The 13,590-nt window shown below is 38.0% G+C and carries 15 protein-coding genes; all 15 read left to right on the top strand.

Going from position 1 to position 13,590, the window contains the following annotated elements:
- Positions 1 to 1,053, top strand: a complete 1,053-nt coding sequence (locus V2145_RS03925; protein ID WP_311856913.1) for a protein-glutamate methylesterase/protein-glutamine glutaminase — start codon at positions 1 to 3, stop codon at positions 1,051 to 1,053.
- 12 nt (positions 1,054 to 1,065) lie between these two features.
- Positions 1,066 to 3,066: a chemotaxis protein CheA gene (locus tag V2145_RS03930; protein WP_330987340.1), complete on the top strand. Its 2,001-nt coding sequence runs from the start codon at positions 1,066 to 1,068 to the stop codon at positions 3,064 to 3,066.
- Between the two features lie 47 nt (positions 3,067 to 3,113).
- Complete coding sequence (locus V2145_RS03935) at positions 3,114 to 3,545, top strand: chemotaxis protein CheW (protein WP_094912568.1); 432 nt, start codon at positions 3,114 to 3,116, stop codon at positions 3,543 to 3,545.
- A complete protein-coding gene (locus tag V2145_RS03940) occupies positions 3,532 to 4,191 on the top strand; it encodes a chemotaxis protein CheC (RefSeq protein ID WP_094912567.1) in 660 nt (219 codons plus the stop codon). The genes V2145_RS03935 and V2145_RS03940 overlap by 14 nt, the downstream gene beginning before the upstream one ends.
- Complete coding sequence (locus tag V2145_RS03945) at positions 4,184 to 4,672, top strand: chemotaxis protein CheD (protein ID WP_094912566.1); 489 nt, start codon at positions 4,184 to 4,186, stop codon at positions 4,670 to 4,672. The genes V2145_RS03940 and V2145_RS03945 overlap by 8 nt, the downstream gene beginning before the upstream one ends.
- A 55-nt stretch (positions 4,673 to 4,727) precedes the next feature.
- The gene (locus V2145_RS03950) at positions 4,728 to 5,492 is read left to right on the top strand and encodes a FliA/WhiG family RNA polymerase sigma factor (RefSeq protein ID WP_094912565.1); all 765 of its coding nucleotides are present in this window, start codon (positions 4,728 to 4,730) and stop codon (positions 5,490 to 5,492) included.
- Positions 5,493 to 5,509: 17 nt separating this feature from the next.
- Positions 5,510 to 6,049, top strand: coding sequence for a hypothetical protein (locus V2145_RS03955; protein WP_094912564.1), 540 nt, complete (start codon positions 5,510 to 5,512; stop codon positions 6,047 to 6,049).
- Between the two features lie 158 nt (positions 6,050 to 6,207).
- Positions 6,208 to 6,927 (top strand): 30S ribosomal protein S2, encoded by a 720-nt coding sequence (gene rpsB, locus V2145_RS03960; RefSeq protein WP_025908960.1) that lies wholly within the window; start codon positions 6,208 to 6,210, stop codon positions 6,925 to 6,927.
- A 103-nt stretch (positions 6,928 to 7,030) separates the two neighbouring features.
- Positions 7,031 to 7,912 (top strand): translation elongation factor Ts, encoded by an 882-nt coding sequence (tsf, locus tag V2145_RS03965; protein WP_094912563.1) that lies wholly within the window; start codon positions 7,031 to 7,033, stop codon positions 7,910 to 7,912.
- A 78-nt stretch (positions 7,913 to 7,990) separates the two neighbouring features.
- Positions 7,991 to 8,713, top strand: coding sequence for a UMP kinase (pyrH, locus tag V2145_RS03970; protein ID WP_094912562.1), 723 nt, complete (start codon positions 7,991 to 7,993; stop codon positions 8,711 to 8,713).
- 2 nt (positions 8,714 to 8,715) lie between these two features.
- Complete coding sequence (frr, locus tag V2145_RS03975) at positions 8,716 to 9,273, top strand: ribosome recycling factor (protein ID WP_025908957.1); 558 nt, start codon at positions 8,716 to 8,718, stop codon at positions 9,271 to 9,273.
- A 138-nt stretch (positions 9,274 to 9,411) separates the two neighbouring features.
- Entirely contained in the window at positions 9,412 to 10,194 is a 783-nt protein-coding gene (locus V2145_RS03980; RefSeq protein ID WP_131888188.1) for an isoprenyl transferase, read from the top strand.
- A 17-nt stretch (positions 10,195 to 10,211) separates the two neighbouring features.
- Positions 10,212 to 11,003: a phosphatidate cytidylyltransferase gene (locus V2145_RS03985; protein ID WP_094912560.1), complete on the top strand. Its 792-nt coding sequence runs from the start codon at positions 10,212 to 10,214 to the stop codon at positions 11,001 to 11,003.
- A 78-nt stretch (positions 11,004 to 11,081) separates the two neighbouring features.
- Entirely contained in the window at positions 11,082 to 12,233 is a 1,152-nt protein-coding gene (gene dxr, locus V2145_RS03990) for a 1-deoxy-D-xylulose-5-phosphate reductoisomerase (protein ID WP_094912559.1), read from the top strand.
- A 76-nt stretch (positions 12,234 to 12,309) separates the two neighbouring features.
- A complete protein-coding gene (gene rseP, locus V2145_RS03995) occupies positions 12,310 to 13,569 on the top strand; it encodes an RIP metalloprotease RseP (protein ID WP_094912558.1) in 1,260 nt (419 codons plus the stop codon).
- The last annotated feature ends 21 nt before the right edge of the window (positions 13,570 to 13,590 follow it).

Below are 13,590 nucleotides of genomic sequence, written 5' to 3' on the forward strand. Positions count from 1 at the left end.
TTGAATAAAATTAAAGTATTAATCGTTGACGATTCAGCTTTTATGAGAAAGGTTATTACTAATTTACTAGAGGAAGACGGTAGGTTTACCGTAGTGGGGACAGCCCGAAACGGCGAGGAAGCATTAAAGAAAGCAGTGTTATTAAATCCACACGTTATGACGCTTGACGTAGAGATGCCTGTGATGAACGGATTAGAGATGTTAAGAGAATTAATGAAAATCAAGCCAACTCCTGTTGTAATGTTGTCCAGTACAACGTTTGAAGGAGCAAATAATACCTTTTTAGCGATGGAGTATGGAGCAGTTGATTTTGTTGCCAAACCTTCAGGTGCTATTTCATTAGATATCGATAAAGTAAAAGATGAACTATTAGCAAAACTCTATATTGCGAGCAAAGCAAACCTTCCTTTCAATTTAAAAGAGTCAAATAAAAACAAGTCTATAAAATTACCAATAGCGAAGGGAGAGCACCAGTCGTTAAAGAAAGTGGTTTGCATCGGTACATCAACCGGAGGGCCAAGAGCATTACAAGAAGTTCTAACGATGCTTCCTGCAACGATTTCAGTCCCTATTTTAATTGTTCAACATATGCCAGCAGGTTTTACGAGTTCACTAGCAGCTAGATTAGATAGGTTAGCTACTATTTCGGTGAAAGAAGCAAAAGATGGTGAAAAGTTAGAGCCAGGGTGTGCATATATTGCACCCGGAGGTTATCACCTAACCGTAAAAGAATCTAAAGAAGGATTAATAGCGGTTTTAGATCAATCGTTACCAGTAAAAGGACACCGACCATCAGTTGATACTTTGTTTCAGTCGCTTGCAGATTGTTCTAACTATGAAAAAGTTGCGGTTGTATTAACCGGGATGGGAGCGGATGGAACGGAAGGCGTTATTTATATGAAAAGCAAAGGTCAAACCATAGCGATTGCTGAGTCGGAAGAAACAGCTATTATTTATGGGATGCCAAAGTCTATCATTGCCACAAGGTTAGTAGATGAAATACAGCCATTACATGATGTAGCAAATCGTATTTTACATCACGTGCAGAAATAGGGGGAGCACTCAATGGATATGAGTCAGTATTTAGAAGTGTTTATTGAAGAAAGTAAGGAACACTTACAAAATATTAATCAACAGCTATTAGAATTTGAAAAGGATGTTAATAATCTTAGTTTTGTAAATGAAATTTTTCGTTCAGCTCATACGTTAAAAGGCATGTCAGCAACAATGGGATTTGAGGATTTGGCGAATCTTACTCATAAAATGGAGAATGTACTAGATGCAATTCGTAACCAACAGCTAAGCGTAAATACAAGCGTTGTGGACTTGGTGTTTGAATCAGTAGATGCTTTAGAAGTTATGGTAGAGTCAATCGCCACAGGTGGTGATGGAGGATATGATGTGCAAGAGATTGTAACGAAACTCCAAGCTTTAGAAAGTGGAGAACTAGAAGTGGCGGTAGCGGTAGAAAGTAAAGTGGTACCGCCTAGCATTGTATATGATGAATGCGAAATAGGCCTTTTAAAACAAGCGTTAGATCAAGAGTTTTTTGTATATGAGATAACCGTTACATTAGATGAGCACTGCTTATTAAAAGCAGCGAGAGCATATATGGTATTTGACGTATTTGAGCAAGCTGGTGAAGTCGTGAAGTCAAACCCAATCGTTCAAGATATCGAACAAGAACAGTTTGATCAACAATTTACGGTTGTATTGGTATCAAAACAAGAGGCAAGCCTGTTAAAAGAGCAGTTGATGCAAATCTCTGAAGTAGAGCTTGTACAGATTAATACTGTAGAGCCAAAAGAAGATATTGCACCTGGTAGTGAAAACCAAACCTCACGCCCTCAAGAGGCTAATGTAGAACCTGTCGATGACCATACTGGTAAAGAAACAGCACCAGCGAAAGCTGTGTCTATTAATAAAACAATACGAGTCAACATCGACCGACTGGATAGCTTAATGAATTTATTTGAAGAGCTAGTCATTGATAGAGGGCGTCTTGAGCAGATTTCAAAAGACTTAAATAATCAAGAGCTAGAAGAAACTGTTGAGCGGATGTCACGTATCTCTGGAGATTTGCAGTCTATTATTTTAAACATGCGTATGGTTCCAGTTGAAACTGTTTTTAATCGCTTTCCGCGTATGGTTCGTCAACTAGCAAAAGATTTAGGGAAAGAAATCCATCTAAAAATTATTGGGGCTGAAACAGAGCTTGATCGTACAGTTATTGATGAAATTGGTGACCCACTCGTCCACTTGCTTCGTAATGCGCTAGATCATGGAATTGAAATGCCGGACGTACGTGAACAGAACGGAAAAAAGAGGGAGGGTACAGTTCGACTGAAAGCATATCATAGCGGTAATCATGTGTTCATTGACCTTGAGGATGATGGTGCAGGGATTGACCGCGATAAAATTTTAGAAAAAGCTTTGAAAAAAGGAATTGTCTCAGAAAGGGATGCTCAAGGTTTAACAGATCAACAAGTGTATGATCTTATGTTTGCATCTGGTTTTTCCACAGCTGAACAAATTTCTGATGTTTCAGGGCGAGGTGTAGGGCTTGATGTTGTTAAAAATACAATTGAATCCTTAGGTGGAACAGTGACAATTGATTCGATTCCAGGCTATGGATCTACTTTTTCTATTCAACTACCTTTAACATTATCAATTATTTCAGCACTGCTTGTTAATATACAAGATGAACGCTATGCACTTCCACTATCATCTATCATTGAGACAGCACTTGTGAATAAAAAGGATGTTATGAAAGCCCACGGACAAGAAGTTATTGATTTCCGAGGGAAAATCATACCACTATTAAATCTCAAAAATCTGTTTAACGTACCGGAAGCTTTTGAACAGAAAGACGTTTACCCTGTTGTAATTGTACGAAAAGGTGATAAGACAGCAGGTTTAATTGTGGACTCATTTATAGGTCAGCAAGAAATCGTTTTAAAATCATTAGGCAACTATTTAACTTCTCCGTTTGCCATTTCAGGAGCAACGATTTTAGGCGATGGGCAAGTAGCATTAATTATTGATTGTAATGCTTTAATTAAATAATAATGTTTGGCAAAATAACGTTTTAAGTCGTAGTGGAGGAGAGCGGAATGGAAACGAAATTCATTGTATTTCAGCTGGGGAATGAAGAGTATGGAATTGTAGTAGATCAGGTTAAATCAATTGAGAAAATGCAACATATCACGCGAGTGCCTCGAACTGAAAAGTATGTGCGTGGCGTTATAAACTTACGTGGAGTAGTAATACCAATTCTAGATTTGAGAAAGAGGTTCGGCTTGCAAGAGCAAACTTATACAGATCATACAAGAATTATTATCGTAATGATAAATGATATTGAAGTTGGCTTAATTGTCGACGCAGCAAACGATGTGTTGGATATTTACAGTGACCATATTGAACCGACACCGGAAGTTATTGAAGGTGTTGAAGCGGATTATATAAGCGGTGTTGTAAAAGTAGAGGAACGTTTAATAGTATTAGTGAATTTAGGAAAGGTTTTAGGATTGGATGACCAAGAATAAAACCAGCTTAGATAATCTGAAGTTTGGCGCAATTCATTTAGATGTTTTAAAAGAAATAGCTAATATTGGAGCAGCTAATTCAGCGACTGCTCTTTCTCACTTGGTGAGAAAAAGAATTGAGATGCGACTTCCAAGCGTAAAGATTGCGGGCATAAATGAAGCGGTTGAAGAAATTGGAGGACCTGAGCGTGTAGTAGTACAACTTTTATTACAGATTAAAGGAGATATCCAAGGAAGCCTATTCTTTCTATTATCAGTAGATGATACTAAGACGTTACTAGGCTGTTTATTAGATGAATCCTCCATAGAAATTGAAAGCTTAAATTTCCTTCAATCAGAATTAGTGAGGTCTGCGCTATGTGAAATAGGAAATATTCTATGTGGCGCCTATTTAACTGCGCTTGCAGACTTAACAACTCTTCACCTATACCCTTCGTTACCAGCTGTTTGTATAGATATGCTTGGTGCTACGGTGACAAGTGGGTTACTGGAAAAAGGATATCAGATGGAATCGGTTTTAATAATTGAAACAACGTTACAAGAACAAGCGCACTCTTCCGTTATGAAAGGGAGTTTTCTTCTTATTCCGGACAACCGTTCCATTCAACCGTTGTTTCAAGCATTAGGGGTACCATTGCATGAGTAAGCATATTGTAAAAGTTGGCATTTCAGATATGAATGTTGTGCAAGAACCGGATTTAATTCGAACAGCAGGCTTAGGCTCGTGCGTAGGGGTTGTATTATATGATGACATCTTAAAGGTGGCCGGTCTGGCTCATATTATGCTGCCGAATTCTCGGCATGTGAAAGGCTCATTTAACCGTGCTAAGTATGCAGATACAGCTATTATTGATTTAATTGAAATGCTCGTACATCTAGGTGCCAATAAAAGACGCTTATGTGCCAAAATAGCAGGTGGTGCGCAGATGTTTCAATTCACTTCAAGTAATGACTTTATGAAGATTGGTGCTCGGAATATTATAGCCGTGGAGCAAGAGTTAAAGGAACATCATATTACGTTAATATCAAAAGATGTGGGAGGAACAAACGGCAGAACAATTGAATTCAATCCCACAACTTCACAGTTAATGGTTCGAACGGTAAATAAAGGTGTGGTTGAAATCTAGCCGGTAAGCTAAAAGGATAGCTATTTATTGTACGAAAGAAGGGGGAGAAGCCGTCATGACAAGTGTAAATGTAATGGATGAAAAGAAACGGTGGGAAAAATGGTCGAAACAAAGAGATGAAGAGGCTGGTAATTTGCTAGTGAAGCAATATATGCCCCTTGTTAATTACCATGTGCAACGAATTGGAGTGGGTTTACCTCGAAATGTACATAAAGAAGAGTTGAAAAGCCTTGGCTTAATAGGTTTGTATGATGCACTTGAAAAATTTGACCATGAACGTGATTTGAAATTTGATACGTATGCATCATTCCGAATCAGAGGTGCTATTTTAGATGGATTACGAAAAGAGGATTGGCTATCTAGAAGCGCGCGTGAAAAAGCTAAAAGGGTGGAGCATACGATAGAAAAACTGGAACAACGATATTTGCGAAATGTTACTGTTCAAGAAATTGCTAGTGAAATAAAGATGACAGAAGAAGAAGTCGTTCATGTAATGAATGAAGGTTTTTTTGCTAATGTGTTATCAATTGAGGAACCAATAAAAGAGCATGATGAAGGTGATCATCAATCGTATGCAATTCGTGATGAACGAATGATTACTCCTGAAGACCATCTTTTAAAAGAAGAATACTTTGCGGAATTGGTACAGATAATTGAACAGCTTAACGAGAAAGAACAGCTTGTTATTTCATTGTTTTATAAAGAAGAATTGACTTTTACTGAGATTGGACACATTTTGGGTTTATCCACATCACGTATTTCACAAATACACTCAAAAGCTCTTTTTAAACTAAGAAATACGTTAAATAAAATGATGTAGGTTAGAGGGATTTTACAATGTATACCTTGTTAATGATTAGCTTTATTTTACACGCTGTAACGTTTCTGGCTTTTTGGCGTCTTCGTCAGCAACTATATTCGATAAAGGTTTTAGAAAAAAAACAGCGTAAAATAATAGAAGAAATGGATAGCACAATGGCAACTTATTTAGCTGAAGTGGATGCTCAAAACGATGCGTTTCTATTAAAGATTCAGCAAAAAATGAAGCGAATAGAAGTTGAACAGCCAGATGTGTCGATAATAAAACCGGATTTTGAGGAGTTAAAGGAAGAAAAGTTAGATATCTCGTATCCAAAAATAGATTTAAAAAGCGAACCAGAATTGACTTTTGCAGCGCTCCTTCAACAAGAGATGACAGACAGGATTGAAAGAAGTGAACACGTGCTGACAAAAGAAGAAGCTAGTAAATTATCAAGGAATGAAGTGCAAAAAATTGCGTTTTCTCTACAAAAAAAAGGTTTAACAATTGAAGAAATTGCGAAAAATCTATATAGAGGGAAAACTGAAATTGAGTTATTGTTGAAATTTCAACAATAAACTGCATTTTAGGCTTGCTTGTGAAAAGTGAGTGTGCTATATTTGTTTTTGGTGTTAATACACACGCTCGTTGATTTAGTCATTGGTGCTACACTTTGTAGTTTTGGCTAAAGATGAAATGGGCGGAGGATAATCAAAACCATTAGGAGGAAAAACACATGTCAGTAATTTCAATGAAACAATTACTAGAAGCTGGTGTACATTTCGGTCACCAAACTCGCCGTTGGAACCCAAAAATGAAGAAATATATCTTCACTGAGCGTAACGGCATCTACATTATCGATCTTCAAAAAACAGTTAAGAAAGTAGAAGAAGCTTACCGCTTCGTTAAAGAATTAGCTGCTGATGGCGGTACTATGTTATTCGTAGGTACTAAAAAGCAAGCTCAAGATTCTGTTAAAGAAGAAGCAGCTCGCGCTGGTATGTACTTCGTTAACCAACGTTGGTTAGGTGGTACATTAACAAACTTCTCTACAATCCAAAAACGTATTAAGCGTTTAAAAGACATCGAAAGAATGCAAGAAGACGGTACTTTTGAAGTACTACCTAAGAAAGAAGTAGTTCAACTTAAAAAAGAGTTAGAGCGTCTTGAGAAATTCTTAGGCGGTATCAAAGATATGAAACAACTTCCTGATGCATTATTCATCATTGATCCTCGTAAAGAGCGTATCGCAGTAGCAGAAGCTAAAAAATTACACATCCCAATCGTTGGTATCGTAGATACAAACTGTGATCCAGACGAAATTGATTATGTAATCCCTGCAAACGATGATGCAATTCGTGCTGTGAAACTTTTAACTTCTAAAATTGCTGATGCAATCTTAGAAGCAAAACAAGGTGAAGAAACAGCAGTTGAAACTGAAACAACTACTGCTTAATTCCACGAAAGGTGATAAGAGGGAATAGCCTTTTATCACCTTTTTTTGAAAAGATTTAATTAATTGATATAGAGTACATACCCAAATAAGGAGGCTATTTATTATGGCAATTACAGCTCAAATGGTAAAAGAATTACGTGAAAAAACTGGCGCTGGGATGATGGATTGTAAAAAAGCATTAACTGAAACTGGCGGTGACATGGAAAAAGCAATCGATTTCTTACGTGAAAAAGGTATTGCTAAAGCTGCTAAGAAATCTGATCGTATCGCTGCTGAAGGTTTAACTTACATTGAAGCACAAGGTAACGAAGCTGTTATTCTTGAAGTAAACTCTGAAACAGATTTCGTTGCGAAAAACGAAGGATTCCAGAAGTTAACAAAAGAACTTGCTGCACATATCTTAGCTAACAAACCAGCTAACGTTGAAGAAGCTGTTGCTCAAAAAATGGAAAGTGGAGCTACTGTAGAAGAGCATATCAATTCAGCAATCGCTACAATTGGTGAAAAGCTTTCTCTACGTCGTTTCGCTGTAGTAAGCAAAACAGATGCTGATGCATTTGGTGCTTACTTACACATGGGTGGACGCATTGGTGTATTAACAGTATTATCTGGTACAACTGATGAGCAAGCTGCAAAAGATGTTGCAATGCACATCGCTGCTATCAACCCTAAATATGTATCTCGTGACGAAGTTTCTGCTGAAGAAACTGAGCGTGAGCGCGAAGTATTAACACAACAAGCACTAAACGAAGGTAAGCCAGAAAAAATCGTTGCAAAAATGGTTGAAGGTCGCTTAAGCAAATTCTTCGAAGATATCTGCTTATTAGATCAAACATTTGTTAAAAATCCTGATCAAAAAGTTCGTCAATTTGTTGAGAGCAAAGGCGCAACAGTAGAGAGCTTTGTACGCTTTGAAGTAGGAGAAGGTATTGAGAAGCGTCAAGACAACTTTGCTGAAGAAGTAATGAGCCAAGTTAAAAAGTAAGAATGTGATTAAATGGGGAACACTCTGTGTTCCCTTTTTCAAAAAAATGGATCTCACCGTTGACGATGGAGGTTAGGCATGAGTCAAGCAAAATATAATCGTATTGTATTAAAATTAAGTGGCGAAGCATTAGCAGGAGAAGATGGATTTGGTATTAATCCTTCTATCATTAAGTCGGTTGCAGAGCAAGTGAAAGACGTTTATGACTTAGGCGTTGAAGTAGCAGTAGTCGTTGGTGGTGGAAACATTTGGCGTGGGAAAATTGGTAGTGAAATGGGAATGGACCGTGCAGCTGCAGATTACATGGGCATGCTTGCAACTGTTATGAACTCATTAGCACTTCAAGACAGCCTAGAGAACATTGGAGTACAAACTCGCGTTCAAACGTCTATCGAAATGAGACAAGTTGCTGAACCATACATAAGAAGAAAAGCGGTTCGTCACCTTGAGAAGAAACGCGTTGTAATTTTTGCAGCAGGTACAGGCAATCCTTACTTCTCTACTGATACTACAGCTGCGTTACGTGCGGCTGAAATTGAAGCAGATGTAATTCTAATGGCGAAAAATAATGTTGATGGTGTATACAGTGCTGATCCGAAATTAGTTCCAGACGCAGTAAAGTATGAAACATTAACATACATTGATGTCTTAAAAGATGGACTAGCTGTAATGGATTCGACTGCTTCTTCTCTATGCATGGATAATGATATTCCATTAATCGTCTTCTCCATTACGGAAGAAGGAAACATCAAACGTGCCGTAACAGGCGAAAATATCGGAACAATTGTAAGGGGGAAATAATGATGGCAAAACAAGTGTTGCAAGATGCGAAGGAAAGAATGGAAAAAGCACTTCAGTCATATAGCCGTGAATTGGCTTCAATTCGCGCTGGTCGTGCGAGTGCTTCATTATTAGACCGCGTGACGGTTGAATACTATGGTGTTCCAACACCAATTAATCAACTTGCACAAGTTAGCGTACCCGAAGCTCGTATGTTGGTAATCCAACCTTATGATAAATCACAGCTTGGTGAAGTGGAAAAAGCAATCATGAAATCTGATTTAGGTTTAACGCCAACAAGCGATGGTTCAATTATCCGCTTATCGATTCCTGCTTTAACAGAAGAGCGTCGTAAAGAGCTTGTTAAAACAGTGAAAAAAGCTTCTGAAGATGCGAAAGTAGCAGTTCGTAATATTCGTCGTGATGCAAATGATGACCTTAAAAAGTTAGAGAAAAACGGTGAGATTACTGAAGATGATCTTCGCGGATACAGTGATGATATTCAGAAGTTAACAGATGACCACATTGCTAAAGTGGATAGCGTAACAAAAGATAAAGAACAGGAAATTATGGCGGTATAAGTCATTTCAATGTAAAATATATTGTAAAAGACCCTCTATTGTTTACAGGGGGTTTTTTTGTTAATAATGTGTAGTAAGATAAAATATCGAATGACAAAGAACAAATGTCAATGAGAACATACAACGGGGGACCTTTGCATGTTAAAAAAAATTCAAGCATGGAAAAAAAGTCAAAATCCAGGCACACAGTCTCTTGAGGAAAGAAAAGAGAGAGTGAAAAAGCAGGCTGTACCAGAACACATTGCAATTATTATGGATGGTAATGGTCGCTGGGCACAAAAAAGAGCACTTCCTAGAATGATGGGACATCATGAGGGAATGAAAGTCGTTCGACAAATTACAAAAGCAGCAAACCAATTGGGCGTTAAAGCACTAACTTTATATGCTTTTTCAACAGAGAACTGGAAACGACCAAAAGTGGAAGTAGAATTTCTTATGAAGTTACCAGAGGAATTTTTAACGACTTTTTTACCAGAGCTAATTGAAGAAAATGTTCAGGTGCGCATTATGGGAGAGAAAAGTGAACTACCTTCTCACACATTACGTGCAGTTGATAAGGCAATCCATGAAACCAAAGACAATACGGGCCTTATTTTGAATTTTGCACTTAATTATGGAAGCCGACATGAAATCGTTAAGGCTGTTCAAGCAATTGCAAAGGATGTTGAATCTCACAATTTAAATCCTGCTGAAATTAATGACGAAGTGTTTTCCTCGTATTTAATGAGTGGGAGTTTACAAGATCCAGATTTGTTAATTCGAACAAGTGGTGAACTGCGTTTAAGTAACTTTATGCTTTGGCAGTTAGCTTATACCGAGTTTTGGTTTACAGATGTATTATGGCCAGATTTTAAAGAAAATCATTTAATTGAAGCAATTGAGGCGTTCCAAAATCGTGGACGTCGCTTTGGTGGAGTCTAAGAGGGTGTTGAACTAACATGAAACAAAGAATCATTACAGCCATTGTTGCACTAGCAGTGTTTGTGCCTATTGTCATGATTGGTGGCTTACCATTTACTGCTCTAATGTATTTGTTAGCAACAATAGGCGTTGTTGAACTGCTAAATATGAAAAAAATTAAGCCATTGTCTTTCCCTAGTATTGTCAGTCTCTTACTGACCTGGGTATTTTTATTGCCAACTAGCTCAGATGCTGCATTTCAAATGGTAAGTGAACATAAAGTAGAAGTAGCTCTATTTGCCACGCTATTACTATTAATGTATACGGTAGTTGTAAAAAATGTATTTACATTTGATGGGGTAGGCTTTCTTTTATTGACGACACTTTATGTAGGACTAGGCTTTCATTATTTTATCGAAGTTCGTTCAGAGTATGGGTTAACGTATCTATTTTTCGCATTTCTTTTAATTTGGGCAACTGACTCTGGTGCTTATTTTATTGGACGAGCAATGGGAAAGAGGAAGTTGTGGCCTGAAATTAGTCCAAATAAAACGATTGAAGGTTTTGTTGGTGGAGTAGTGTGCGCATTAGTGGTTGCCATTATTTTTAAAGTGGCGTCGGGCATTGAACAATCCATGGGCGCAGTACTTTTAATTGGAATCATCATCTCGTTATTTGGACAAATGGGAGATTTAGTACAGTCGGCATTTAAACGACATTATGGAGTGAAAGATTCAGGTAAACTGTTACCAGGGCATGGAGGAATACTAGACCGATTTGACAGTCTGCTATTTATTATGCCAATTCTGGCTTTCCTTTTATCTCTTTAATAGAACCATAATTAAAAATAGTTAAGGCTTGTCTACTCAGTAAAAAACATGTCTTTGAAGTAATGGGAGTGAATATATTTGAAGAAACTTTCTTTATTAGGTGCTACAGGTTCGATTGGGCTTCAAACGGTTGATGTTGTTCAAGCTCACCGTGACTCTTTTGAACTTGTAGCAATGTCATTTGGTCGAAATGTACAAGAAGCACGTAAAATCATTCAATTATGTAATCCGTCTCTTGTTTCACTTATGAACAAAGAAGACAGTGAAACACTGAAGGCAGAATTTCCAAACGTAACGTTTATGTACGGTGAGGAAGGTCTGGTAGCAGTAGCCACGCATCCAGAAACAGAAGTGGTAGTGAATGCAGTTGTGGGAAGTGTTGGATTAGTACCAACTCTTGAAGCGATTAAAATGAAAAAAACAATTGCGTTAGCTAATAAGGAAACGTTAGTTACAGCAGGACATATTGTTATGAGTGCGGCTAAGGAATATGGGGTGGACATTCTACCAGTAGATAGCGAGCATTCAGCTATTTTTCAAAGCCTTCAAGGGCAGGATGATAAAGCAATTGATCGCTTAATCTTAACAGCTTCTGGTGGAAGCTTCCGAGATAAAACAAGAGAAGAGTTAAAAGGTGTAACGGTTCAAGAAGCATTAAATCATCCAAATTGGTCAATGGGAGCAAAAATCACAATTGACTCAGCTACGATGATGAATAAAGGACTAGAAGTCATTGAGGCACGCTGGCTTTTTGATATTCCTTATGAACAAATTGATGTATTATTACATAAAGAAAGCATTATTCATTCAATGGTAGAGTTTGCTGATACCAGTGTAATTGCACAGCTTGGAACACCGGATATGCGCGTGCCGATTCAATATGCGCTAACTTATCCAAAGCGCTTACCGCTGCAGGGAACAGATCGATTAAGCTTGGCTGATATTGGCCAGCTACACTTTTCAAAAATGGATCAAGAACGCTTTAGATGTTTGCGTTTTGCTTTTGAAGCAGGTAAAGAAGGCGGTACAATGCCAACGGTTTTAAACGCAGCAAATGAATGTGCTGTTCAAGCCTTTTTAGATGGAGCTATTACGTTTTTAGAAATTGAAGATGTGATTGAACGAGCAATGAATGAGCATCAGGTTATAAAAAATCCTTGCTTGTCTACAATAAAAGAAGTAGATTTAGAAACAAGAAAACTTGTAAACCTTTTAGCTCGTACTAATTAAAGTTAGTATGGTAACTTAAAAAGGCGCATATTTCTAATTAACGTTTCACCTTATCATAAGAAGGGGGGCATACCCATTGAATACGGTCATTGCGTTTATTATTATCTTTGGTGCTCTTGTCTTTTTCCATGAGTTAGGGCACTTGATTTTTGCGAAACGAGCTGGGATTCTATGCCGTGAATTTGCCATTGGCTTTGGACCAAAAATTCTTTCGTTCAAACGAGATGAAACAGTCTATACAATTCGCTTATTGCCATTAGGTGGATTTGTACGTATGGCCGGCGAAGATCCGGAAATGATTGATGTGAAACCGGGTCAAGTTATTGGCTTGCTATTTAATAATGATGAAAGAGTAGAAAAAGTCATCATTAATAATAAAGAGCAGTACCCAGATGCCAGAGTTATTGAAGTAGAGCATGCAGACTTAGAGCATGAAATGATTATAAAAGGATATGAATCAGAAGACGAGGAACGACTACACACCTTTAGAGTAGCAGAAGAGTCGTACTTTATTGTGGACGGTGATGAAGTTCAAATCGCACCGTACAGTCGTCAATTTGCTTCTAAAACGTTGGGACAACGTGCTATGGCTATCTTTGCGGGTCCTTTAATGAACTTTGTGCTAGCGTTTGTTATTTTTGTGGTGCTAGGAATTTCCCAAGGCTATGCAGTGGATAAACCTGTACTTGGTGAATTAACTAAGGACGGCGCTGCTATTGAAGCTGGATTGAAACAGGGTGATGAAGTACAAGCAATTGATGGTGCAGCTGTGTCGACATGGCAGGATGTTGTTGAAATCATTCGTAAGCATCCAGAGCAAGAAATCATGTTCACCGTTAATCGTGGTGATGAAACGCGTGAAATAGAGGTAACACCGGATAGTCGTGAAATGGGAGAAGAAAAAATCGGTTTAATTGGTGTGTATGCACCTGTTGAAAAATCGGTAATTGGCTCGATCACAAACGGTGCAACCGAAACAGCAACGTGGATGAAAGAAATTGTAACTGGACTAGGCAAGTTAGTGACGGGGCAATTTTCACTTGACATGCTCTCCGGCCCTGTTGGTATTTATGCAGCTACTGACCAAGTGGCACAATCAGGTATTTACTATCTAATGAAGTGGGCGGCTGTTTTAAGCATTAACTTAGGAATCGTTAATCTGTTACCAATTCCAGCTCTAGATGGTGGACGTCTCGTATTCTTCGCAGTTGAAGCGGTACGTGGTAAGCCGATTGATCGACAAAAAGAAGGTGTAGTTCACTTTATTGGATTTGCGTTACTTATGCTATTAATGCTTGTGGTAACATGGAATGACATTCAAAGTTTCTTTTTATAAAAACAAATAGGGAATACGTGA

Origin of the sequence: Priestia sp. GS2 (assembly GCF_036409025.1) — a bacterium.
GTDB lineage: Bacteria > Bacillota > Bacilli > Bacillales > Bacillaceae_H > Priestia > Priestia aryabhattai_A.